The organism is Streptomyces sp. TS71-3 (assembly GCF_018327685.1).
GTDB lineage: Bacteria > Actinomycetota > Actinomycetes > Streptomycetales > Streptomycetaceae > Streptomyces.
On sequence record NZ_BNEL01000003.1, the window covers coordinates 1,976,971 to 2,000,621 of the forward strand.

Annotated in this window: 19 protein-coding genes; 14 read left to right on the forward strand and 5 right to left on the reverse strand. The window is 73.3% G+C overall.

The features are described from left to right. Positions 1-239: 239 nt before the first annotated feature. Entirely contained in the window at positions 240-1,868 is a 1,629-nt protein-coding gene (aceB, locus tag Sm713_RS32555; RefSeq protein WP_212913557.1) for a malate synthase A, read from the reverse strand. A gap of 302 nt (positions 1,869-2,170) precedes the next feature. Continuing rightward, positions 2,171-2,962: an NTP transferase domain-containing protein gene (locus Sm713_RS32560; protein WP_212913558.1), complete on the reverse strand. Its 792-nt coding sequence runs from the start codon at positions 2,960-2,962 to the stop codon at positions 2,171-2,173. Between the two features lie 501 nt (positions 2,963-3,463). Between Sm713_RS32560 and Sm713_RS32565 the strand changes: the two genes are divergently transcribed. Further along, positions 3,464-3,781, forward strand: a complete 318-nt coding sequence (locus tag Sm713_RS32565) for a DUF5955 family protein (RefSeq protein ID WP_212913559.1) — start codon at positions 3,464-3,466, stop codon at positions 3,779-3,781. 270 nt (positions 3,782-4,051) lie between these two features. Here the strand turns inward: Sm713_RS32565 and Sm713_RS32570 are convergent, their stop codons facing one another. Next, positions 4,052-4,852: an IclR family transcriptional regulator gene (locus Sm713_RS32570; protein WP_212913560.1), complete on the reverse strand. Its 801-nt coding sequence runs from the start codon at positions 4,850-4,852 to the stop codon at positions 4,052-4,054. Positions 4,853-5,690: 838 nt separating this feature from the next. Here Sm713_RS32570 and allB point away from each other — a divergent pair. The 4 genes from allB to Sm713_RS32590 all read left to right on the forward strand — a co-directional run bounded on the left by allB (position 5,691) and on the right by Sm713_RS32590 (position 9,901). Then, a complete protein-coding gene (gene allB / locus Sm713_RS32575) occupies positions 5,691-7,040 on the forward strand; it encodes an allantoinase AllB (protein WP_212914997.1) in 1,350 nt (449 codons plus the stop codon). Then, positions 7,037-8,254 (forward strand): allantoicase, encoded by a 1,218-nt coding sequence (alc, locus tag Sm713_RS32580; protein WP_212913561.1) that lies wholly within the window; start codon positions 7,037-7,039, stop codon positions 8,252-8,254. Before allB ends, alc begins: the two co-directional genes overlap by 4 nt. A 185-nt stretch (positions 8,255-8,439) precedes the next feature. Next, on the forward strand, positions 8,440-9,255 hold the full coding sequence (locus Sm713_RS32585) for an AIM24 family protein (RefSeq protein WP_212913562.1): 816 nt from the start codon (positions 8,440-8,442) through the stop codon (positions 9,253-9,255). A gap of 226 nt (positions 9,256-9,481) precedes the next feature. After that, positions 9,482-9,901: a ribonuclease domain-containing protein gene (locus tag Sm713_RS32590; protein WP_212913563.1), complete on the forward strand. Its 420-nt coding sequence runs from the start codon at positions 9,482-9,484 to the stop codon at positions 9,899-9,901. A gap of 84 nt (positions 9,902-9,985) precedes the next feature. On the opposite strand, the gene Sm713_RS32595 is transcribed toward Sm713_RS32590, so the two are convergent. Beyond that, positions 9,986-10,198: a hypothetical protein gene (locus tag Sm713_RS32595; RefSeq protein WP_212913564.1), complete on the reverse strand. Its 213-nt coding sequence runs from the start codon at positions 10,196-10,198 to the stop codon at positions 9,986-9,988. Positions 10,199-10,727: 529 nt separating this feature from the next. Between Sm713_RS32595 and Sm713_RS32600 the strand changes: the two genes are divergently transcribed. Both Sm713_RS32600 and Sm713_RS32605 read left to right on the forward strand, forming a co-directional pair. Then, positions 10,728-11,933, forward strand: coding sequence for a sensor histidine kinase (locus tag Sm713_RS32600; protein WP_249417090.1), 1,206 nt, complete (start codon positions 10,728-10,730; stop codon positions 11,931-11,933). Positions 11,934-11,959: 26 nt separating this feature from the next. Next, complete coding sequence (locus Sm713_RS32605; RefSeq protein WP_212913566.1) at positions 11,960-12,631, forward strand: response regulator transcription factor; 672 nt, start codon at positions 11,960-11,962, stop codon at positions 12,629-12,631. A gap of 60 nt (positions 12,632-12,691) precedes the next feature. On the opposite strand, the gene Sm713_RS32610 is transcribed toward Sm713_RS32605, so the two are convergent. Continuing rightward, positions 12,692-13,705, reverse strand: coding sequence for a Gfo/Idh/MocA family oxidoreductase (locus tag Sm713_RS32610; protein ID WP_212913567.1), 1,014 nt, complete (start codon positions 13,703-13,705; stop codon positions 12,692-12,694). Between the two features lie 115 nt (positions 13,706-13,820). On the opposite strand from Sm713_RS32610, the gene Sm713_RS32615 reads away from it, so the two are divergent. The 7 genes from Sm713_RS32615 (at position 13,821) to Sm713_RS32645 (ending at position 23,543) form a co-directional block, all read left to right on the forward strand. Beyond that, positions 13,821-14,570 (forward strand): GntR family transcriptional regulator, encoded by a 750-nt coding sequence (locus Sm713_RS32615; protein ID WP_249417091.1) that lies wholly within the window; start codon positions 13,821-13,823, stop codon positions 14,568-14,570. A gap of 514 nt (positions 14,571-15,084) precedes the next feature. Further along, positions 15,085-16,086, forward strand: a complete 1,002-nt coding sequence (locus Sm713_RS32620) for a sugar ABC transporter substrate-binding protein (protein ID WP_212913569.1) — start codon at positions 15,085-15,087, stop codon at positions 16,084-16,086. After that, positions 16,083-17,168 carry an ABC transporter permease gene (locus Sm713_RS32625; protein ID WP_212913570.1) on the forward strand — a complete coding sequence of 362 codons (1,086 nt, stop codon included), beginning with the start codon at positions 16,083-16,085 and terminating at the stop codon, positions 17,166-17,168. Before Sm713_RS32620 ends, Sm713_RS32625 begins: the two co-directional genes overlap by 4 nt. A gap of 161 nt (positions 17,169-17,329) precedes the next feature. Next, on the forward strand, positions 17,330-18,178 hold the full coding sequence (locus Sm713_RS32630) for an ATP-binding cassette domain-containing protein (protein ID WP_212914998.1): 849 nt from the start codon (positions 17,330-17,332) through the stop codon (positions 18,176-18,178). Between the two features lie 528 nt (positions 18,179-18,706). Continuing rightward, the gene (locus Sm713_RS32635; protein ID WP_249416841.1) at positions 18,707-19,900 is read left to right on the forward strand and encodes an ROK family glucokinase; all 1,194 of its coding nucleotides are present in this window, start codon (positions 18,707-18,709) and stop codon (positions 19,898-19,900) included. Continuing rightward, on the forward strand, positions 19,897-20,496 hold the full coding sequence (locus Sm713_RS32640; RefSeq protein WP_249416842.1) for a sugar kinase: 600 nt from the start codon (positions 19,897-19,899) through the stop codon (positions 20,494-20,496). The genes Sm713_RS32635 and Sm713_RS32640 overlap by 4 nt, the downstream gene beginning before the upstream one ends. A gap of 95 nt (positions 20,497-20,591) precedes the next feature. Beyond that, positions 20,592-23,543: a DEAD/DEAH box helicase gene (locus Sm713_RS32645; protein ID WP_212913571.1), complete on the forward strand. Its 2,952-nt coding sequence runs from the start codon at positions 20,592-20,594 to the stop codon at positions 23,541-23,543. Positions 23,544-23,651: the final 108 nt, after the last annotated feature.

The window sequence follows — 23,651 nt, forward strand, 5'->3', positions numbered from 1 at the left end:
CCACGCCGCACCGAGCCTGCCGGCCCACGTGCGCCCCGAAAGGGGCGCGGGGATGGGGGACCTCCCACGCCCTCAAGGCAGTGGGGGAGCGAGCAGCCCAAGGAGACCGTCACCCGAGGAACGCACCGCAAGGGGCTGGACCCCAGATGCCCGCCGTAGGCGAGTCGGTGGCCGCGGGTGCGCCGGGGCCCCGCCGCCAAGCCACGGCAGAGCCCCGGTATACGGGAAAACCCCGGGGCTCAGCCCCGGCTCACCAGTTCCCGGTACGCCGGCAACGTCAAGAACTCCGCGTAGTCCTCGTCGAGCGCCACCGTCAGCAGCAGATCGTGCGCCTCCTGCCACCGGCCCGCCGAGAACGCCTCCTCGCCGGCTTCGGCGCGGATCGCCGCCAGATCCTCGTCCGCGATCTTCCGCGCCAGCTCCCGGGTGGCCCGCTCACCGTTCTCGAAGACCACGCCCGCGTTGATCCACTGCCAGATCTGGGAACGGGAGATCTCCGCGGTGGCCGCGTCCTCCATGAGGTTGAAGATGGCGACCGCGCCCGAGCCGCGCAGCCACGCCTCGATGTAGCGGATGCCGACCTGGACGGCGTTGACAAGGCCGTCGTACGTCGGCTTCGCGTCCAGCGCGTCGATGGCGATCAGATCGGCCGCCGCGACCGTGACGTCCTCGCGGAGCCGGTTCCTCTGGTTCGGCGCGTCGCCCAGCACCGCGTCGAACGACTCCATGGCGATCGGCACCAGGTCGGGGTGGGCCACCCAGGAGCCGTCGAAGCCGTCGGACGCCTCGCGGTCCTTGTCGGCGCGGACCTTCTCGAAGGCGACCTTGTTCACCTCGGGGTCGCGCCGCGAGGGGATGAACGCCGCCATGCCGCCGATCGCGTGCGCGCCTCGCTTGTGGCAGGTGCGCACCAGCAGTTCGGTGTAGGCGCGCATGAACGGGGCCGTCATGGTGACGGCGTTGCGGTCCGGCAGTACGAACCGCTCGCCGCCGTCACGGAAGTTCTTCACGATCGAGAACAGGTAGTCCCAGCGACCGGCGTTCAGGCCCGAGGCGTGGTCGCGCAGCTCGTAGAGGATCTCCTCCATCTCGTACGCGGCCGTGATCGTCTCGATGAGCACGGTCGCCCGGACGGTGCCCTGCGCGATGCCCAGCCGGTCCTGGGCGAAGACGAAGATCTCGTTCCACAGCCGCGCCTCAAGGTACGACTCCGTCTTCGGCAGGTAGAAGTACGGGCCCTTGCCGAGGTCCAGCAGCCGCTGGGCGTTGTGGAAGAAGTAGAGGCCGAAGTCGACCAGCGCGCCGGGCACCGGCTCGCCGTCGACCTGGAGGTGGTGCTCGTCCAGGTGCCAGCCGCGCGGCCGGACCACGACGGTGGCGAGCTCGCCGGCGTCCTTCAGCGCGTACCACTTTCCGCTCGACTCGTCGGTGAAGTCGATGCGGCGCTCGAACGCGTCCGTGAGGTTGAGCTGCCCCTGGATGACGTTCTCCCACGTGGGCGCGAGCGCGTCCTCGAAGTCTGCCAGCCAGACCTTGGCGCCGGAGTTGAGGGCGTTGATGGTCATCTTGCGGTCCGTGGGACCGGTGATCTCGACCCGGCGGTCGTCCAGCGCGGCCGGCGAGGGCGCGACGCGCCAGGTGTCGTCGGCGCGCACCGCGACCGTCTCCGGGAGGAAGTCGAGCGTGGCCGTCCGGGCGATCTCTGCACGGCGTGCCGCGCGGCGCGCGAGGAGTTCGTCCCGGCGGGGCGTGAAGCGCCGGTGCAACTCGCCCACGAAGGCAAGGGCCTGGGGATCGAGGACCTCGTCCTGCCGGGGCAGGGGCTCCGCGTCGACGATGACCGGCACGGAGGGCGCTGGTGCGGGCATGCTCTCACTTCCTTCAGCGAGCTTCACGGCGTCACGCACGGCCCCCGACGGTGCCGGCCGCTACGCGCCGCCGGACCGCATGGCACTGAGTGCCAGGACGGAGGGGCGTGGCCGGGGAAGCCGTCATGACGATCGGGTGCTTCAGAGTGCTTCTGATCAGTGGATACTAGTTTCCTTATGGTGGAACATCAATCGTCTGTTGATGTCGAGACTCTTTCCGTCGATACAACTCGGCCCACAGTGCCACCCGTCGATACGACTCGCGCACAGTGCCACCTTTCCCGTGCCCGGCGTCCGGCGAGTCAGTCCAGGCGCGCCAGGTCCTCGGGCGTGTCGATGTCGAACGGCTCCGCGACGTCCGCGCACTCGACCAGCGTCAGCGCGTCGGCGTGCGCCGCGAGGTAGGTGCGCGCGCCCTTGTCTCCCAGGGCGCCTGCCATGACGCCCGCCCAGTGGTCCGCGCCGAACAGCACGGGATGCCCGCGCCGGCCGTGGTAGGCGGCCGAGACCAGCGAGGCGGGCGACCAGTATGCGGCGCGCACCCGCGCGACCGCCTCGGGGCCGATACCGGGCTGGTCGACGAGCATCACGAGGACGGCACCCGGCAGGCCGGCGGCGCCCGGCAGACCGGCGCCCGGTAGTCCCGCGGTCCCCGAGGTGCCGGTACCGGACTCCTCCACCAGTGGCCCGAGCCCGGCGCGCAGGGACGAGCCCATGCCCTCCTCCCACGCCGGGTTGTCGACGACCAGGCACCCCGTCAGGTCGGCCTCCGCGCGGACCCGTTCGGCCGAGGCGCCCAGCACCACGTGCACCCGCTCGCAACCGCCGTCCCGCAGCACCCGGACGGCGTGCTCCACGAGCGGCCGGCCTCGGTGCCGCAGCAGCGCCTTGGGGCGTCCACCGAGCCGCCGCCCGCCACCCGCCGCCAGCAGCAGCCCCGTCACCGGACCCACCGGTTCCGCCTGCGCCCCGGCCCGTTCTGCCCCCGCGCCGGCCCGTTCTGCCTGTGCCCCGGCCTGTTCCGCGTGCGCCCCGGCCTGTCCCGCCTCCGCCTCGGCGCCTTCCGCCTGCGCGCCCCGCCCGCTGCCCGTCATCCCGCCGCCTCTCGCACCGCCCGGCCATCGACCTTACGTCCCCCTGTGTGTCGCAGCCCGCATGCCGCGGTCTCTCCCGGGCGCCGCGGCACTCCCGGCGCGGGCGAACGGGAGAGCGGGGCCTCCCGGCGGCTGCGCTGGCGGGCGGGGGCGAACCGCTGCGGCAGGGGGCCGAAAGGTTGCGGTAGGAGGGAGAATCGGGAAACGTCCTTTGCCGGTCCTTGGCCTCGGCTCGCCGCGGCCCGCCGGGTGCCCCGTGGTTCGCAATCACAGGCCGGCCGGCCATCACGTTCGGACATCTCGTACAGCGGGCAAATTACGTCCTTTCTGTGGCGCCAGGGTCTCCACGTGGCGTTTACTGGCCGCGACTCCAGGCTTTGGCCGATGCTCGACAGGGGGTCGCTTTGCGCGGCCCCGGGCAGGGGGGTCTTCCTGGGGTGCGCGTGAAGAGCAGGAGAATGTGAATAGTGGGGGCACGAGCATGTGCGAGGGGGGGAAGCCGTGTTGGGGAGTGTGGGGCACGGGGCTGTGGTGGGCAGCGGAGAACATGACGTCCGCGTGGCGAATTTACGGGCCGCCGTGTCACGGCTGCGCCGTGACCTCGCCGCGCACCCGGTGGAGTTCGCGGACCGCGGCATCGCCGAGGACGAGTTGGCCGCGCTCTCCACGATGGCACTGAGCGGGGACCCGGAGATCCGCCGGCTGCGCCGGTCGCTGCTGCTGGTCGCGGGGTCGATCGGCTCGGTCAGCGCCCTCGCGCCGAGCCTGGCGCAGGTGCGCACCGCGGTGGAACTCTTCGGGGAGCGGCCGCCGCTCTGACGGGCCGCAGGGTCCGTTCGCGTTTCCCGAGGGCTCCCGGGATCCGAGGCCATGGTTCAGGCATTCCTCGGACTTCTCCCGGGAGCCTTCGGCATTTCCGGGGCGCGTTCGCTCGACCCTGACCGCCCCCTCGCGGGAGCCCGCCCGCCATTCCCCGTCAATTCCTCCGACGGATATGGGTCAGGCGAGGATCACCGCACGGGCGCGCAATGTTCCGGATCCATTCCCGGAGGCTCGGGGTTCCGGTGGAAAAGCTTACTAACCGATCGGTTAACTTGCCGTCAGGGCCTCGGAGAGTTCGCCCGCGACCTGTTGCAGAACGGGCACGATCTTCTCCGTGGCCGCCTCGGTGACCCGGCCCGCCGGCCCCGAGATGGAGATGGCGGCGGCCGTGGGGGAGTCCGGTACCCGCACGGCGAGGCAGCGGACGCCGATCTCCTGCTCGTTGTCGTCGAGCGCGTAGCCGAGGCGGCGCACCTCCTCCAGGGCGTCGAGGAAGGCGTCCGGGGTGGTGATGGTCTTCTCGGTGGCGGCCGGCATTCCGGTGCGGCCCAGCAGGGCGCGCACCTCGTCCGAGGGCAACTGGGCCAGCAGCGCCTTGCCCACGCCCGTGGAGTGCGGCAGCACCCGCCGGCCCACCTCGGTGAACATCCGCATCGAGTGCTTCGAGGGGACCTGCGCCACGTAGACGACCTCGTCGCCATCGAGCAGCGCCATGTTCGCGGTCTCGCCGGTCTCCTCCACCAGGCGGGCCAGGTGCGGCCGGGCCCAGGTGCCGAGCAGCCGGGACGCCGACTCGCCCAGGCGGATCAGCCGAGGGCCGAGCGAATAGCGCCTGTTGGGCTGCTGGCGGACGTAACCGCAGGTCACCAGCGTGCGCATCAGCCGGTGGATGGTCGGCAGCGGCAGCCCGCTGCTCGCGGACAGCTCGCTCAGGCCGACCTCGCCGCCCGCGTCCGCCATGCGCTCCAGCAGGTCGAAGGCACGTTCAAGCGACTGGACACCGCCGGAGGAGCCGGAGGCGGCAGGGGACTTGTCGGCGTCGGTGGTGCTGGCGCTTGACGGCGGCACGGCGCGTTCCTTCCGAGACTCCGGAACCGGACGGTCCCTGGCCTCTGATGCGGGTGGTCGGTCGACGGACGGGCAAGCAGCCAGCGTACCCGGCGCGGGGCTCCCGCTGCCCGTCACCGGCGCGGCGTTCCCGCCGGTCAGAGGCCTGGTGCGGGCGGTCGGCCGCGCGCGTGGCGGGATGGGTCCGGTGCTCGGTGAGGGGCGGCGGGGGTTCGGTCGGGGGTTCTGACGGCGGTGTGGCGATCCTGGATTTTTCGGAAGTTTAATTTCGTGTTTCGGAAAAGTCCAGGACAGGTCCGGGGTGTTTCGGTGCCGGCGCCCGGGGCGCACGGGTGTCCTGGCGGTGTGCGGAGCGTGCCCCGCGGGCTTGTCGTACGGGGGCTCGTGGGCCTGCTGTACGGGACTCGTGGGCGCATGCCGTACGGGGCCCGTGCGGCGTTCCGTGTGCCCTCCGGCGCGGCGAGGCGTGCGCTCCGGATGCCTTGACGGCGCGTGGGGGGCGCGATGAAACTTCAACAGAACGTTGAAGTTTTGGGAAGAGGGCCGGAGTACGCCAAGCAGCCGGAGCGACAGGGAGGTACACGTGCCAGGAACCGAATCACCCGCCGCCCCGCCGTATGAACCACCCACCGCCACGCGGGAGGAACAGCCCACCGCCACACGGGATGAGCCACCCACCGCCACGCCGGCTGAAGCATCCGGCGAACCGCCGGCGCGCCCGCGTCCGGACGCGCCCCTTCAGGGACCCGTGCAACGGAACGACCGCCCACCGGGGCGCCTTGGGACCACCCTCACCCCCGAGGAGCGCTTTCCGCCGGCCTCGGGCCCTCCGTCCGGCCTGGTGCTGCGCTCCACCCGCGTCCTCACCCCCGAGGGGATCGGTCCGGCCTGCGTCGTCGTCGAGGGCGAACGCATCGCCGCCGTGCGGGAGTACGGCGCCGCGACGCCGCCCGGCGCGGACGTCCGGGACCTCGGCGACGCCGTCCTGCTGCCCGGCCTCGTCGACACCCACGTGCACGTGAACGACCCCGGCCGTACGGAGTGGGAGGGCTTCTGGACGGCCACCCGCGCCGCGGCGGCCGGCGGCGTCACGACCCTCGTCGACATGCCGCTCAACTCCCTGCCGCCCACCACCAGCGTGGCCCATCTGCGCACGAAACAGGCCGCGGCCAGGGAAGCCGCCCATGTCGACGTGGGCTTCTGGGGCGGTGCCGTACCCGGCAACCTGGGGGAGCTGCGGCCCCTGCACGACGCGGGCGTGTTCGGGTTCAAGTGCTTCCTCGCGCCCTCCGGCGTCGACGAGTTCCCCGAGCTGGACACCGCGGAGCTGACCGCGGCCATGGGGGAGACCGCCGGGTTCGGGGGCCTGCTGATCGTGCACGCGGAGGACCCCCGCCACCTGGCCCGCGCCCCGCGTCACGGCGGCCCCCGCTACGCCGACTTCCTGCGCTCCCGGCCCGCCGCAGGCGAGGACGCCGCCATCGCCACCCTGACAGCGGCCGCCCGGCGGCTCCGCGCCCGGGTGCACGTCCTGCACGTGTCGTCGGCGAGCGCCCTGCCGCTGATCGCCGCCGCCCGCCGCGAGGGCGTGAAGATCAGCGCCGAGACCTGCCCGCACTACCTCACGCTCCGCGCGGAGGACGTGCCGGACGGCGCCAGCGCGTTCAAGTGCTGCCCGCCGATCCGCGACGCCGCCAACCAGGACCTGCTGTGGGCCGCGCTCGCCGACGGCACCCTCGACTGCGTGGTCACCGACCACTCGCCGTCCACCGCCGACCTCAAGACCACCGACTTCGCCACCGCCTGGGGCGGCATCTCCTCGCTCCAGCTCGGCCTGCCCGCCGTCTGGACCGAGGCCAGGCGGCGCGGCCACACCCTCCAGGACGTCGCCCGCTGGATGGCGGAGCGCACCGCGGCGCTGGCGGGCCTGCACCGCAAGGGCGCCATCGAGGCGGGCCGCGACGCCGACTTCGCCGTCTTCGAGCCCGAGCGGACCTTCACCGTCGATCCCGCGACCCTCCAGCACCGCAACCCCGTCACCGCTTACGCCGGCCGGACCCTGCACGGCGCCGTCACGGCCACCTGGCTGCGCGGCCGGTGCGTGTACGAGAAGTCCCCGGCCACCCACACCCCCGCCTTCGCCGCACCCGGCGGGCGGCTCCTGGAGAGGACGGAACGAACGGCATGACGGACCTGCCCCGCTTCACCGGCCCGGCGGCCCCCTACGCGGGCGGCGACCCGTACGCCGACTACCGCACCGCCGACTTCCCCTTCACCGGCCTCCCCGACCTCGCCGACCGGGCGCTCGGCGCGGGAGTCGTCGCCGCCGACGACGAGTTCTTCGCGCCGCGCGAGAGCCTGCTGCTCCCCGGCCGCCCCGTCTTCGAACCGGACCGGTTCGGCCCCAAGGGGAAGATCATGGACGGCTGGGAGACCCGCCGCCGGCGCGGCTCGGCGGACCACCCCTGGCCCCGGGACGGCGACCACGACTGGGCGCTCGTGCGGCTCGGCGCCCCGGGCGTGATCCACGGCGTCGTCGTCGACACCGCCCACTTCCGCGGCAACCACCCCGAGGCAGTCTCCGTCGAGGGCGCCTGCGCCGACGGCACCCCGGACCCGGGGGAGCTGCTCGGCGCCGGCACGGCCTGGCACACGCTGGTGCCCCGGACGGCCGTCGGCGGGCACGCGGCCAACGGGTTCGCCGTCGCCGTCCGGCGCCGCTTCACCCACCTGCGGCTGCGCCAGTACCCGGACGGCGGGATCGCCCGCCTGCGGGTGCACGGCGAGGTGGTGCCGGACGTGGACTGGCTGACGGCGCTCGGCACCTTCGACGTGCTCGCGCTGGAGCACGGCGGGCGGGTCACCGGCGCCTCCGACCTGTTCTACTCGCCCGCCGCCCACACCATCGCGCCCGGCAGGTCCCGGCGGATGGACGACGGGTGGGAGACCCGGCGGCGCCGCGACCGCGGCCACGACTGGATCGGCTACCGGCTCGCCGCGCACGCCCGCGTCCACGCCGTCGAGATCGACACGGCGTACCTCAAGGGGAACGCGGCGGGCTGGGCGTCGCTGTCGGTCCTGGACGCCGGTTCCACTGGTTCGGCGGGTTCGGCGGGTTCCGTCGGTTCCGTCGGTTCCGTCGACGACGAGGACCCCGGCGGGAGCGGGCCCGACCTCGCGCCCGGTGCGGCCGGTGCGGGTGCCTGGACGCAGGCGTTGCCCCGTACCCGGTTGCAGCCGGACACCGTCCACCGGTTCGTGCTCCCGGAACCCGTCACCGGCACCCACGCCCGTATCGACATATATCCGGACGGCGGCATATCCAGGCTCCGGCTCTTCGGCTCGCTCACCGAACGGGGAGTGCGGCGGCTGAGGGAGCGGCGCGCGGAACTCGGGGGCTGAGCGGCGGGGGGGCAGGCGCCGATCAGCGGGATCGGGAGCGAGGGGATCGGAGGCCGGCGGGATCGGGAACCAAGTGGGCCGCCTCCGTCGTTGACCCGGCGGACAGAGCCGGGCCCCGGGGCCCGGCCCGCGGGTGCTCCCGCGAACCGCACCGATCCAGACGCGCGCGTCAAGGAGACCCCGCCGTGACCTTGCAGCAAGAGATCGTCGGCAATGCCATGCAGATGGCGGTCGTCAACCTCCAGCCCGGCCAGACCGTCTACTGCGAGGCGGGCAAGTTCCTCTTCAAGACGTCCAACGTGACGATGGAGACCCGGCTCTCGGGCCCCTCCGGCGGCGGCCAGCGGCAGGGCCAGCAGGGCGGCGGCGGGATGGGCGGCATGCTCAGGCAGGCCATGGGCACCGCCATGCAGGTCGGCCAGCGCTACCTGGCCGGCGAGTCCCTGGCGTTCCAGTACTTCACCTCGCAGGGCGGGGAGGGCACCGTCGGCTTCGCCGGCGTCCTGCCCGGCGAGATGCGTGCCCTGGAACTCACCGGCTCGCGCGCCTGGTTCGCCGAGAAGGACGCCTTCGTGGCCGCCGAGTCCAGCGTCGAGTTCGGCATCGCCTTCCAGGGCGGCCGGACGGGCATGAGCGGCGGTGAGGGCTTCATCCTGGAGAAGTTCACCGGCCAGGGCACGGTCATCATCTGCGGCGCCGGCAACTTCATCGACCTCAACCCCGCCGACTTCGGCGGCCGCATCGAGGTGGACACCGGCTGCGTGGTGGCCTTCGAGGAGGGCATCCAGTACGGCGTCGAGCGCGTCGGCGGCCTCAACCGCCAGGGCATCATGAACGCCGTCTTCGGCGGCGAGGGACTCTCCCTGGCCACCCTGGAGGGCCACGGCCGGGTGATCCTCCAGTCCCTCACCATCGAGGGCCTGGCCAACGCGCTGAAGAAGGCCCAGGGCGGCGACAAGCAGGGCCCCACGGGCGGCCTGTTCTCGACCCACGCGGGCTGAAGCACGCTCAGGACGCGCACGCGGCGGCGCGGTGGGGCCCCCGGCCTCACCGAAGCCGCGCCGTATCCGTATGCCCGGACCCCGCACCATGCTGTGACGCCGGCGCACGCCCGTAGGCGTGCCCCCGCGGGAAGCGCCCCAACTCCCCCTCATTCGATGAACGTTGAGAAAACTACGGCTCCTTGTCATTGACACGCCATGGTCTACGCGCGTCATGCTAGGGGCCATGCGAACCCCCACACGCATCCTCAGCGTCTCTGCCATCGCCGCCGCGCTCTTCCTCGGCGGCCCCGTCGCCGCCGTGAGCGCGGCCCCGGCTCCGCACGCGACCGCCCCCGCGATCAGCCAGCAGATCGCGGCCGTCGGTGACATCTGCTACTCCGACCTGCCGTCCCAGGCGCACGACACGCTCGACCTGATCGACCAGGGCGGCCCCTACCCCTACCCGCAGGACGGCACCGTCTTCCAGAACCGCGAAGGGCTCCTCCCCAAGCAGTCCAGCGGCTACTACCACGAGTACACCGTTGAGACCCCCGGGTCGCCGGACCGCGGTGCCCGCCGCATCATCGCCGGGCAGCAGTCCGAGGAGGACTACTACACCGCCGACCACTACGAGTCGTTCGACCTGGTCGACTTCGGCTGCTGAGCCGGCGGCGCCCGTCCGGGTGCCGGCCCCGCACGACTCACCTCCCACCAGCGGGGCGCTGACCGCCGACCACCTGCCCGGTGGTCAGCCCCCGCTCTTCTTCCGGCTCTCCGCGGCCGCGAACAGCGCCAGGCTCAGCACGATCAGCGTGACACTGGCGTAGATCTCGTAGCCGTCGAGGAAGTCCAGGAGCCTCACCAGGCCCCAGCCTCCCGAACGGCCGGAGGCGGCGCTGACCAGGCCGCCGACACCTTGCACCAGAGCGATCACACCGAGAAGTTCCAGAAACTGCTTCACGCATCGGAGCCTCGCCCCGCGGACCCCCCACACGCATCGGCCGCGGGGCGAGATCGCGTCCACCGAAGGATCGGCTTCCGGGCGTCCACCGCGACGAAAGTCGGGAGCCGCACCGACTTTCGGCTGCCTTTCGTCCCAAGGGCTCGCACGGACACCGTGTGGCCCCCCCGTGGTGCGTACATTGCCCACCATGGAAGGTCATGCGCAGGCCCCCGGCGGTCCGGCGGCAGGGCGGAACGCGGCCCGGTCGTGGTGGCGGCGCCTCACGCCTGAGCTGCCCACGCGGAGCCGGGGGACCGTCCCGAGACCGGGACCCGTGCCGAGACCGGAAACCACCCCGAGATCGGAAACGGTGCCGGAGCAGGAGTCCGGGCCGCAACCGGAATCCGCGCCGGCGGCCGCATCCGGTGACGCCCACGCATCCGGCGACGCACCCGCATCCGGCCGCACAGCCTCAACCTCCGCCTCAACCTCCACCTCCACCGCCACATCCACCGGCCCCGCCCCCGCGCCCCCGGCGCCCGTCCCGCTGCGGTGGCTGCTGCCCTCGGCGCTGGTCCGTGAGCTGGACCCGGCCTTCGCCGCGCGCCGCTCGCGGCGCACCCTGCGGGACTGGCTCGTCGACTTCTCCTGCTTCTTAGCGGCCATCGTGCTGGGCCTGGCCGCCGCGCACTCGACCGGACGCGACGCCGAACTGCCCTCCGCGCTCACCTACCTCGACCAGATCCTGGGCGCCCTGTCCTGCGGCGCCGTCTGGCTGCGGCGCCGCTGGCCGGTGGGCTTCGCCGTGGCGATGCTGCTGGCCGGCACCGTCTCCGACACCTCGGGCGGCGCGGGCCTGGTCGCCCTGTTCACGCTCGCCGTGCACCGGCCCTTCCCGTACGTCGCCTGGATCGGCGGCGGCACGATCGCCGTACTGCCGTTCTTCTACTGGTTCCGCCCCGACCCGAACACGCCGTACGCCGTCTCCGTCGCGTTCTCGGTCCTGCTCCTCGGGGCCGCCGTCGGCTGGGGGATGTTCGCGCGGTCCCGGCGCCAGCTGCTGCTGAGCCTGCGCGACCAGGCAAGGCGCGCCGAGTCCGAGGCCGCGCTCCGCGCCGAGCAGGCCCAGCGGCTCGCCAGGGAGGCCATCGCACGGGAGATGCACGACGTCCTCGCCCACCGCCTCACGCTGCTCAGCGTGCACGCCGGCGCGCTGGAGTTCCGGCCGGACGCGCCGGGCGAGGAGGTCGCCCGCGCGGCCGGAGTGATCCGGGAGAGCTCGCACGAGGCGCTGCAGGACCTGAGGCAGATCATCGGAGTGCTGCGCGCGGGGGAGAGCGGCCCCGACGCCGGCCACCCGCAGCCGACGCTCGCCGGCCTCGGCGCCCTCGTCGAGGAGGTGCGGGCGGCCGGGATGCGGGTCGACCTCGCCGGCGAGGTCCCGGACCACGCCGCCGTGCCCGCCGCCACCGGCCGCACCGCCTACCGCATCGCGCAGGAGTGCCTCACCAACGCCCGCAAGCACGCCCCGGGCGCCCTCGTCACCGTCCGCCTGTCCGGCGCCGCGGGCGACGGCCTCACCCTCTCCGTGTCCAACCCCGCGCCCCCCGGCCGGGTGCCGCACGTGCCGGGCTCGGGCCAGGGACTCATCGGCCTCACGGAACGGGCCACGCTGGCCGGCGGGCGCCTGGAGCACGGCCCGTCGGACGGCGGCGGCTTCCTGGTGCGGGCCTGGCTGCCCTGGCCCGCCTGAGGCGCCGCGCGGCTACGGTGGCCCTCATGAAGCCGATCAGGGTGCTCCTCGTCGACGACGACCCGTTGGTGCGCGTCGGGCTCTCCCTGATGCTCGGCGGCGCCGGCGACATCGAGATCGTCGGCGAGGCCGGGGACGGCGCCGAGGTGGCCGCCCTCGCCGAACGGCACAGCCCCGACGTCGTCCTGATGGACATCCGCATGCCGACGCTGGACGGCCTGGCCGCCACGGAGATCCTCCGCGCCGGCCCGCAGCCGCCCGAGGTGGTGGTGCTCACCACCTTCCACGCCGACGAGCAGGTGCTCAGGGCACTGCGCGCGGGCGCCGCGGGCTTCGTCCTCAAGGACACCCCGCCCGCCGAGATCGTCGACGCGGTGCGCCGCGTGGCGGCGGGCGCGCCGGTGCTCTCACCCGCCGTCACCCGGCAGCTCATCGCCCGGGTGGCAGGCGCGGACCCGGCACGGGAGCGGCGGGCACGCGCGCGTGCCCGCCTCGACCTGCTGGGGGACCGCGAAACGGAGGTCGCCCTTGCCGTCGGCCGCGGCGCCTCCAACGCGGACATCGCCACCGAGCTCTACGTGAGCGTCGCGACCGTCAAGACGCACGTGTCCCACATCCTGTCCCGGCTCGGCCTCAACAACCGCGTGCAGATCGCGCTGCTGACGTACGACGCCGGGGTGCTGGACCCGGAGGACTGAACGGGGCCCGGGGGACTGAGCGGGCCCGGGGGCCCGGAGGGCTGCCCCGGGCAGCGTGCCTCAGGCCCCGGGGATCTCCGCCAGGGCGACCGGCCGGCGCTCGTGCCGGGAGAGCTCGCAGGCCTCCGCGATGCGCAGGGCGTGCAGGGCCTCGCGGCCGTCGCACGGGTTGGCGCGCTCGCCGCGCACCACGTCCACGAACGCCGCGAGTTCGGCCTCGTAGGCGGGCGCGAAGCGCTCCAGGAAGCCGCTCCAGGGCTTGTCCGGCTTGTCGGTCGGCCAGGGGCCCGAGGGCTCCGTGGAGGTGATCGGGGTGCGGGCGTCCAGGCCCACCGCGATCTGGTCGCGCTCGCCGGCCAGCTCCATGCGCACGTCGTACCCCGCGCCGTTGCAGCGGGTCGCTGTGGCCGTGGCGAGCGTGCCGTCGGACAGGGTGAGCACCGCGGCGGCCGTGTCGACGTCGCCCGCCTCGGCGAACATCGCGGGACCCGCGTCCGACCCGGTGGCGTACACGTGTGTCACCTCCAGGCCCGTCACCCACCGCAGGGCGTCGAAGTCGTGCACCAGGCAGTCCCGGTACAGGCCGCCGGACAGCGGCAGGTACGCGGCCGGCGGCGGCGCCGGGTCCGACGTCATCGCCCGCACCGTGTGCAGCCGCCCGAGCCGGCCCTCGCGCACGGCCTCGCGTGCCGCCGTGTACCCCGCGTCGAAGCGGCGCTGGAAGCCGAGCTGGAGCACCGTGCCCGACTCGTCCACCTCGCGCAGCGCCGCCAGGGTGCCCGCCAGGTCGAGCGCGATGGGCTTCTCGCAGAAGGCGGGCAGCCCGGCGCGTGCGGCCCGGGCGATGAGCTCGGCGTGCGCCGAGGTGGCGGCGGTGATCACCACCGCGTCGGGGCTCCAGGCGAGCAGTTCGTCCACGGAGGGCAGCAGGGTCGCCCCGAGCCGGTCCGCCAGGTCCGCCGCCCGTGCCGGGTCGGCGTCGGTGACGGCGAGTGAGTCGACCTCGGGGCTGCGGTGCAGGGTGGCGGCGTGGAAGGAGCCGATGCGGCCCGTTCCGATGAGTCCGATGCGCATGGCTCCAAAGTGGCCCGGAGCCCAATCCCTGTCAATGGTTTGTCCGGACAATGTGACTTCACAACTTCCCGTCATCATTTCCTGGGACTACCCTCACACCGTGTCCAAACCAGGAGTGGATCCGACCGTCCCTCTTCACCTCAGCGTCGACCGGAGCAGCCCCGTCCCGCTCTACTTCCAGCTGTCGCAGCAGCTGGAGGCGGCGATCGAGCGCGGCGCCCTGACGCCCGGCACGCTGCTCGGCAACGAGATCGAGCTCGCGGGCCGCCTCGGCCTCTCCCGCCCCACCGTCCGCCAGGCCATCCAGACCCTGGTCGACAAGGGCCTGCTGGTGCGCCGCCGGGGTGTCGGCACGCAGGTCGTGCACAGCCAGATCAAGCGCCCCCTTGAACTCAGCAGCCTCTACGACGACCTGGAGGCCGCCGGCCAGCGCCCCACCACCCGGGTGCTCTCCCGTGCCGTGGTGCCGGCGCCCGCCGCGGCCGCGGCCGCCCTGGGCATCGCGGAAGGCGGCGACGTGCTCCGCGTCGAGCGGCTGCGCATGGCGCACGGTGAGCCCATGGCGTACCTCTGCAACCACCTGCCCGCCGGCCTGCTCGACCTGACCGACGAGGACCTGGAGGCCACCGGCCTCTACCGGCTCATGCGCGCCGCCGGGATCACCCTGCACAGCGCCCGGCAGTCGGTTGGCGCGCGCGCCGCCACCGCGGAGGAGGCCGGGCGCCTCGCCGAGCCCACCGGCGCCCCGCTGCTCACCATGGAGCGCACCACGTTCGACGACACCGGCCGCCCGGTCGAGTTCGGGGCCCACACCTACCGCGCGTCGCGCTACTCGTTCGAGTTCCAGCTGCTGGTGCGGCCGTAGGGCGGCGCCCCTTTGGGGGCGCGGGTCTGTGTCCTGGGGGTACCTCCCACGCCTTTCAGGCAGTGGGGGAGGCTCCGCCGCGTGGGTGCGACGTGCCGGGACCGGCTGGTGGGGCTGGGCCCCGGCCTACCCAGGGGCGCGGGGAACTGCGCGATCAGCCCCCACCGGCAGGTGGTCAGGCAGGCGACCGTAAGGGGCTGGGCCTGGTGGCCCTCCCCCACTGCCTGAAGGGCGTGGGAGGTACCCCCGGCAGGCGTGTCGTGGCCTGTCGCCTTCCCGGCTACCCGCCGCCCTGCGGCCCGTCGTCAGAATGTTCTGACAAAACCATTGACGCGTCCCCAGGTGCGGGCTAGAACACCTCCATCCGCCACCGACGGCGGCCGGCGGTACCGATCACCCTGCTCAGCCCGGTCGGCCGGAGCGGCACCCGGTGCGCGGGTACCGGAGCGCCTACCGGATACTGGGCGGCCGATCCGTATCGGTACGGCAAACGGAAGCAGAGGGGCGCGGCCTCGTGGCACGGTTTCGCAGCTGGGTAAGCATCGCGCTGGCGGCAGCGCTCGGCCTGAGCATGGCGGGGTGCAGCAGCCACGGCGGCAAACGCGCCGAGGACGCCCGCAACGCCGCGGCCGGGGGGAAGGCGGCGGTCAACACACCCCGCTGGACGATCGCGATGGTCACGCACTCCGGCGACGGCGACACCTTCTGGGACATCGTCCAGAGCGGCGCCAAGCAGGCCGCCGTCAAGGACAACATCAACTTCCTCTACTCGCACGACGACCAGGCCCAGCAGCAGGCGCAGCTCGTGGACGCCGCCGTCGACAAGAAGGTCGACGGCCTGATCGTCACGCTCGCCAAGCCGGACGCCATGAAGGCGGCCGTGGCCCGCGCCGAGAAGGCCGGCATCCCGGTGATCACCGTGAACTCCGGCGGCGACCAGTCCAAGGCGTTCGGCGCCCTCACCCACATCGGCCAGGACGAGACCATCGCGGGCCAGGCCGTCGGCGACGAGCTGAACAAGCGCGGCCGCAAGAAGGCCCTGTGCGTGGTGCACGAGCAGGGCAACGTCGGCCTCGAACAGCGGTGCGCAGGCGCCAAGGACCACTTCAAGGGCACCATGACCAACCTCTACGTCACCGGCACCAACATGCCGGACGTGGAGGCGTCCGTGGAGGCCAAGCTCCAGGCCGACAAGTCCATCGACAGCGTCGTCACGCTCGGCGCGCCGTTCGCCGACACCGCCGTCAAGGCCAAGGACGAGGCGGGCAGCAAGGCCGAGATCGACACCTTCGACCTGAACGCCCAGGTCGCCTCCGGCCTGAAGGACGGCAGCCTCGGCTTCGCCGTCGACCAGCAGCCGTACCTCCAGGGCTACGAGGCCGTCGACCTGCTCTGGCTCTACAAGTACAACGCCGACGAGCTGGGCGGCGGACGCCCGGTGCTGACCGGCCCGCAGATCATCACCAAGGACAGCGCGGGCGCCCTGGCCGAGTACACCAAGCGGGGCACGCGATGACCACGACCACTCCCGCCCCGGCCCCCGCGCCCGGCGCCGGCAGCGAGGGCCAGGGCCCCGGGGGCACCGACGAGCGGCTGCTCGGCAAATCGCCGCTGCGCAAGCTGCTCGGCCGTCCCGAACTCGGCTCGGTCGTCGGCGCGATCGCCGTCTTCGTGTTCTTCGCCGTCGCGGCCGACTCGTTCCTGCGGACCTCCAGCCTCAGCACCGTCCTCTACGCCTCGTCCACCATCGGGATCATGGCGGTGCCGGTGGCGCTGCTGATGATCGGCGGCGAGTTCGACCTGTCGGCGGGCGTGATGGTGACCTCCTCCGCCCTCATCTCGTCGATGTTCAGCTACCAGATGACCGCGAACGTCTGGGTCGGCGTCGGCGTCTCGCTGCTCGTGACCCTGGCGATCGGCGCGTTCAACGGCTTCATGCTGACCCGCACCAAGCTGCCGAGCTTCATCATCACCCTCGGCACCTACCTGATGCTGACCGGCATGAACCTGGGCTTCACCCAGCTCATCGACGGCACCGTGTCCACCAAGTCGATCGGGGACATGGACGGCTTCGACTCCGCGCGGGCCCTGTTCGCGTCCCGGTTCACCATCGGCGGGGTCAGCTTCCGGATCACGATTGTCTGGTGGCTCGTGCTGGTGGCCGTCGCCACCTGGATCCTGCTGCGCACCCGCGTCGGCAACTGGATCTTCGCGGTGGGCGGCAGCAGGGACGCCGCACGGGCGGTGGGCGTCCCGGTGGCCAAGACCAAGATCGGGCTCTACATGGGCGTCGCCTTCGGCGCCTGGATCGCGGGACAGCACCTGCTCTTCTCGTTCGACTCCGTGCAGTCCGGCGAGGGCGTCGGCAACGAACTCATCTACATCATCGCCGCGGTGATCGGAGGCTGCCTGATCACCGGCGGCTACGGCTCCGCGGTGGGCTCCGCGATCGGCGCCCTGATCTTCGGCATGACCAGCAAGGGCATCGTCTTCGCGGAGTGGGAGCCGGACTGGTTCAAGTTCTTCCTCGGAGCGATGCTGCTCCTCGCGACCCTGCTCAACGCCTGGGTCCGCAAGCGCGCGGAGGCGACGGCATGACGGCCAAGGACGACGGTGTGGCGGGCGACGGCACGGAGGCGGCGGGGGCCGCCGGGACGCCGGGTACGGATGCGGCGGGCGGTGCGGAGGCGACGGGCACGGACGCCGCGGCGGGTGAGGTCGAGGGCACGGACGGCGTGGCGGCGGGCGAAGGGGAGCCCGTGGACCGCGAGGCGCCGGACGCGCCGGAGGACGGGGAGCGCCCGCCCCTCGTCCGGCTCGACGCCGTCAGCAAGTACTACGGCAACGTCCGCGCGCTCGAAGAGGTCTCCCTCGACGTGCACGCCGGGCAGATCAGCTGTGTCCTCGGCGACAACGGCGCGGGCAAGTCCACCCTCATCAAGATCATCGCGGGCCTGCACCGGCACGACGCGGGCACCTTCCGGATCGAGGGCGAGGAGGCCTCCCTCGGCTCCCCGCGCGAGGCCCTGGACCGCGGCATCGCCACGGTCTACCAGGACCTCGCCGTGGTCTCCCTGATGCCCGTCTGGCGGAACTTCTTCCTCGGCTCCGAGCCCACCAAGGGATGGGGGCCGCTGCGCCGCATGGACGTGCCGTTCATGCGCGCCACCGCACACGCCGAGCTGCGCCGCATGGGCATCGACCTGCGCGACGTCGACCAGCCCATCGGCACGCTCTCGGGCGGTGAGCGGCAGTGCGTGGCCATCGCCCGCGCGGTCTACTTCGGAGCCAAGGTCCTCGTCCTCGACGAGCCCACCGCCGCGCTCGGCGTGAAGCAGTCCGGGGTGGTCCTGAAGTACGTGGCCGCGGCGCGGGACGCCGGACTCGGTGTGGTACTGATCACGCACAACCCGCACCACGCCTACCTGGTCGGGGACCGTTTCGTCCTGCTCAAGCGGGGTGTCATGGCGGGCAGCCACACCCGCGACGAGATCACCCTGGACGAGCTCACCCGCCAGATGGCGGGCGGCACGGAGCTGGACGACCTCCGCCACGAACTGGAACGCGCCCCGGCCCCGGCGCACCTCGGCGGCCCCGGCACGCCTTGATCGCGGCCCAGCCCCGGCCCACCTCAGGGGCGCGGGTCTGTGTCGATATGCGGCTCCGCCGCGCAGGCGCGAGCAACCATCCACCGGGGGGTGGTCCGGACGCGGCCGATGGGCTGGCGGAGACTGCCCCTTTGGGTCGGTGGCGACGTGACGGTGTCGTCGCGTGGCTGGTCGCGCAGTTCCCGGCGCCCCTTTGATCGGGGCGTAGCCCAGCCCTGCAAGGGGCGCGGGTCTGTGTCGATATGCGGCTCCGCCGCGCAGGCGCGAGCAACCATCCACCGGGGGTGGTCCGGATGCGACAGAACCAGCCCCTCTGGGCCGGTGGCGACCTGACGGTGTCGTCGTGGCTGGTCGCGCAGTTCCCCGCGCCCCTAGGGGAACGGGGCGCAACCCCGACGTAAAGGGATGCCGGGCCCACGGACGGAACCGTGCGGTGCCGGCCACGCGCGTGCGGGTACAGCCGGGCGCAGCCACCTGCAGCGACCCGCGCCATGCGCCCCCACCGCCGCGTGAGGCACAATCGGCGCGATGAGCACCTACCGCGACCTCGCCCTCTCCCGAGCTCTCCAGGTCGGTCGGGCCGGCGGCGCCGGTGGTTCCGCGCGGGCCACCGTTCTGCGCACCGTCGGCGCCCGAGAGCGCCGCTCCCACCTGACGGCGCCCCGCGTGCCCACCGTGGGCATCGACATCGGCGGGACCAAGGTGATGGCGGGCGTCGTGGACGCCGACGGCGCCATCCTGGAGACCCTGCGCGCCGAGACCCCGGACAAGTCCAAGAGCCCCCGGGTCGTCGAGGACACCATCGTCGAGCTCGTGCTCGACCTGTCCGACAGACACGACGTGCACGCCGTCGGCATCGGCGCCGCCGGCTGGGTCGACGCCGACCGCAACCGCGTGCTCTTCGCACCCCACCTGTCCTGGCGGAACGAGCCCCTGCGCGACCGGCTCTCCGGCCGCCTCGCCGTCCCCGTGATGGTCGACAACGACGCGAACACCGCCGCCTGGGGCGAATGGCGCTTCGGCGCGGGCCGCGGCGAGAGCCACCTCGTCATGATCACCCTCGGCACCGGCATCGGCGGCGCGATCCTGGAGGACGGCCAGGTCAAGCGGGGCAAGTACGGGGTCGCGGGAGAATTCGGCCATATGCAGGTCGTCCCGGGCGGACACCGCTGCCCCTGCGGGAACCGCGGATGCTGGGAGCAGTACAGCTCCGGCAACGCCCTGGTCCGCGAGGCACGGGAGCTCGCCGCCGCGGACTCGCCGGTCGCGTACAACATCATCGACCGGGTCAAGGGCAGCATCCCCGACATCACGGGACCCCTGATCACGGAGCTGGCCCGCGAGGGCGACGCGATGTGCGTGGAACTGCTCCAGGACATCGGCCAGTGGCTCGGCGTGGGCATCGCGAACCTGGCCGCCGCACTCGACCCGTCCTGCTTCGTGATCGGCGGCGGGGTCAGCGCGGCGGACGACCTGCTGATCGGACCGGCCCGCGAGGCGTTCCGGCGCCACCTCACCGGGCGCGGATACCGGCCGGAGGCGCGGGTCGCACGCGCCCAGCTGGGGCCCGAGGCCGGTATGGTCGGCGCAGCCGATCTGGCCCGACTCGTGGCCCGCCGGTTCCGCCGCGCCAAGCGCCGCCGCGTGGAGCGGTACGAACGGTACGAGCGGTATGTCCAGGCGGCACGCCGCACCGCCCGCACCCAGGGGTCCCAGCGATGAGTACCACCGAACCCGACACCGTGGAACGGACCGACGTGAGCGCCGACGCCGTGCCACCCGGCCGGCCGGCCGAGAACCGCCGCCATGTGATCCGCAGGCGCACCCTCACGCTGAGCGTCATCGTGCTGCTCATCGGCATCCCGGCGGGCTACCTGGTGATCTCCGCGAACCAGAGCCGGGACAGCGGCAAGGACAAGCAGGCCAGGTACACGGCCACCGGCCTGCTCGCCGGCGTGCCCTCCCGGGTCCAGCAACGGCTGTACGACGTCCACATCCCCAGCCAGCACGAGGCCATCTCGTACTACGAGACTAACAACTGGAAGACCAGCCGCCTCTACGTCGAGTTCCTGACCACCCCGCACGGCCTGAACACCTTCCTCTCCGCCATGGGCACCAGCCCCGGCGCGCTCCAGAAGGGCGACCTGCCCATCAGCGCCCGCGACCGCAGGATCGTCGAATGGGACTTCAGCGGCACGGGCGACTGGCGGGGCCTCACGTACCGCCAGAAGAACCCGCTGCCCACGTTGAACGTCGTGGTCAACAACTCCAACCCGCGCTACCCCGAGGTCTTCGTGGTCTCCTCCACCACGCCCTGAACCCGCACGGCGGGCATACGGCGGAACCGATTGTCAGACCCCCCTCGTAGAGTCGAAGACACCCGACCAGGCGAGAGTGGAGGGAGGCGAGACAGATGGCCGCGCGAGACACCGCGGCACGGACGGAAGGCCCCGCGGGCCGGGGCCCCACGGCCCTGGGGCGCACGGGCAGGGGCACGACCGGCCGCGACCCCGTGGACCACGGGCTCGCCCTCGCCCGCCTCCCCGCCGTCTTCGTCCCCGCACCGCTTCCCCGGGACGGCCACCTCGCCTTCTGGGACCCCACAGGGGCCCTCGACCCCCACCGGAGCACGCACCCGGGCGCCACCCCCGCCCGGCTCACGGTGATCCGCCCCGGCACGCCCGTGCGCGCGGAGTCCGTCCCCGCCCTCACCGTCCCGCTGGCCGCCGCCCTCCCGCTGCTCGCCGCCGCCCGCAAGACCTCCGGCACCCATCCGGCCACCGCCTGCTGGTCCGCCGCCGCGCTGCACGCCCTGCGGCTCGTCGCGCGCGGCCGCCTGCTGCCGGGACTCACCGCCGAGGGCCACGACGCCTGGCGCGCCGGCCCGCTGGACGCCGAGGACGTCGCGCACCTCAGAGCCGTGGCCGCGGCCCTGCCTCCCGAGGGCCACGCCGTCCCCCTGCCGGGCGGCGACCCGCCTGCGGTGCCGGAGCCCGAGGCACTCGTCCGCGCGTTCCTGGACGCCGTCGCGGACACCCTGCCGCGCACGCCCGCCGCGCCCCACGTGTCGGGCGCGCCGTTCGCCGCGCGCCAGGCCCAGCCGCTGCCCCGGGCCGGCGAATGGGCGGCCGAGGTCGCCGCCGGCATGGACGTCGGGGTCCGGGTCTCGCTCCGCCTCGACCTCTCCGTGTTCTCGGGGTATCGCGTCTTCGACGACGGCACCCGGGCCGGTGCCCAGGGGGCCGCGGCCGGGCCCGCGGCGCGCAGCGCGGGAGCGGCGATCGTGCAGGTGCACAGCCTCGCCGACCCCACCCTCGTGGTCGACGCGGCGGCCCTGTGGGAGGGCGACGCCGACCCCGCCTTCGGCCCCCGCACCCGGGTCGACACAGCGCTCGCGGTGCGCCGCGCGGCCCGCGTCTGGCCGCCGCTCGCCCGGCTCGCCGACCAGCCGGTGCCGGACGTGCTGCCGCTGTCCGAGGACGAGCTGACGGAGCTCCTGGGGGCGGCCACCGGCCGGCTCGCGGCGGCCGGCGTCGCCGTGCACTGGCCCCGCGACCTCGCCCGGGACCTCACCGCCACCGCCGAGGTGCGGCCCGCGCCGGGCAGCGCCTCCGACGGGCCGGCGTTCTTCGAGAGCGAGGACCTCCTCCAGTTCCGCTGGCAGCTCGCCCTCGGCGGCGAGCCCCTCAGCGAGGCCGAGATGGACGCACTGGCCGAGGCGCACCGCCCGATCGTCCGGCTGCGGGACAGCTGGGTCCTCGTCGATCCCGGCCTCGTACGCAAGGCCCGCCGGCGCGAACTGGGCCTGCTCGACCCGGTGGACGCGCTCGCCGCGGCCCTCGCCGGCAGCGTCGAGGTGGACGGCGAGCGGATCGAGGCGGTGCCGGTGGGCGCGCTCGCGGCGCTCCGCAACCGGCTCACCGCCGGCATCGAGCCCGCCGAGCCGCCCCCGGGCCTGCACGCCCGCCTGCGCGAGTACCAGCTCCGCGGCCTCGCCTGGCTCGACATGATGACGTCCCTCGGCCTCGGCGGCTGCCTCGCCGACGACATGGGCCTCGGCAAGACGGTCACCCTCATCGCGCTCCATCTGCGGCGTGCCAGGCCCGAACCCACCCTCGTGGTCTGCCCCGCCTCGCTCCTCGGGAACTGGCAGCGGGAGATCGAGCGCTTCGCCCCGGGCACCCCGGTGCGCCGCTTCCACGGCCAGGGCCGCAGCCTGGCCGGCCTGGACGCCGGCTTCGTGCTCACCACGTACGGCACCATGCGCTCCGCCGCGGCCGAACTCGCCGAGCAGCCCTGGGGCATGGTCGTCGCGGACGAGGCCCAGCACATCAAGAACCCGTACTCGGCCACCGCGCGGGCCCTGCGCACCATCCCCGCCCCCGCCCGCGTCGCCCTCACCGGCACCCCCGTGGAGAACAACCTCTCCGAGCTGTGGTCCCTGCTCGACTGGACCACCCCCGGCCTGCTCGGCCCCCTGAAGGCGTTCCGCTCCCGGCACGCGCGTGCCGTCGAGGGGAGCATCGCGGCCGGTGAGGACACCGGGGCGGCCGAGCGACTGGCCAAGCTCGTGCGGCCCTTCCTGCTGCGCCGCAAGAAGTCCGACCCCGGCATCGTGCCCGAGCTGCCGCCGAAGACCGAGACCGACCACCCGGTGCCGCTCACCCGCGAGCAGGGCGCGCTCTACGAAGCCGTGGTGCGCGAGTCGATGGCACTCATCGAGGCCGCGGAGGGCATCAGCCGCCGGGGACTGGTCCTCAAGCTGCTCACCTCACTCAAGCAGATCTGCAACCACCCCGCGCAGTACCTCAAGGAGCCCGGCGGCCGGCTGGAGGGCCGGTCCGGCAAGCTGGCGCTGCTCGACGACCTCCTCGACACCCTCCTCGCCGAGGAGGGCTCGGCCCTGGTCTTCACCCAGTACGTCGGCATGGCCCGGCTGCTCTCCGCCCATCTCGCCTCCCGCGCCGTCCCCGCGGCGCTGCTGCACGGCGGCACGCCCGTACCGGAGCGGGAGCGGCTCGTCGACCGCTTCCAGAGCGGCGCCACACCCGTGCTGATCCTCTCCCTCAAGGCGGCCGGCACCGGCCTCAACCTCACCCGCGCCGGCCATGTCGTCCACTACGACCGCTGGTGGAATCCCGCGGTCGAGGAGCAGGCCACCGACCGCGCCTACCGCATCGGGCAGACCCAGCCCGTCCAGGTGCACCGCCTCATCACCGAGGGCACGGTGGAGGACCGCATCGCCGGCCTGCTGGAGGCCAAGCGAGCCCTGGCCGACGCGGTCCTCGGCACCGGCGAGGCATCCCTCACCGAGCTGACGGACCGTGAACTGGCGGACCTGGTGTCCCTGCGGAGGCCGTCATGACGTCCTCCCGTCCGGACTCGGGGCGGGGTTCCGGTTCCCGTGGCGCTCCGGACCCGCTCGGGGCTTCGGACTCGCCCGGTGTCCCCGATTCGCCAGGTGTTCCGGATA

Bases quoted from the DNA above. Each gene is read 5' to 3' on its own strand.
- Sm713_RS32640 (WP_249416842.1), top strand. From the start codon at position 19,897: ATGAGTACCACCGAACCCGACACCGTGGAACGGACCGACGTGAGCGCC.
- Sm713_RS32605 (WP_212913566.1), top strand. From the start codon at position 11,960: ATGAAGCCGATCAGGGTGCTCCTCGTCGACGACGACCCGTTGGTGCGC.
- alc (WP_212913561.1), top strand. From the start codon at position 7,037: ATGACGGACCTGCCCCGCTTCACCGGCCCGGCGGCCCCCTACGCGGGC.
- aceB (WP_212913557.1), bottom strand. From the start codon at position 1,868: ATGCCCGCACCAGCGCCCTCCGTGCCGGTCATCGTCGACGCGGAGCCC.
- Sm713_RS32635 (WP_249416841.1), top strand. From the start codon at position 18,707: ATGAGCACCTACCGCGACCTCGCCCTCTCCCGAGCTCTCCAGGTCGGT.
- Sm713_RS32645 (WP_212913571.1), top strand. From the start codon at position 20,592: ATGGCCGCGCGAGACACCGCGGCACGGACGGAAGGCCCCGCGGGCCGG.
- Sm713_RS32560 (WP_212913558.1), bottom strand. From the start codon at position 2,962: ATGACGGGCAGCGGGCGGGGCGCGCAGGCGGAAGGCGCCGAGGCGGAG.
- Sm713_RS32590 (WP_212913563.1), top strand. From the start codon at position 9,482: ATGCGAACCCCCACACGCATCCTCAGCGTCTCTGCCATCGCCGCCGCG.
- Sm713_RS32610 (WP_212913567.1), bottom strand. From the start codon at position 13,705: ATGCGCATCGGACTCATCGGAACGGGCCGCATCGGCTCCTTCCACGCC.
- Sm713_RS32625 (WP_212913570.1), top strand. From the start codon at position 16,083: ATGACCACGACCACTCCCGCCCCGGCCCCCGCGCCCGGCGCCGGCAGC.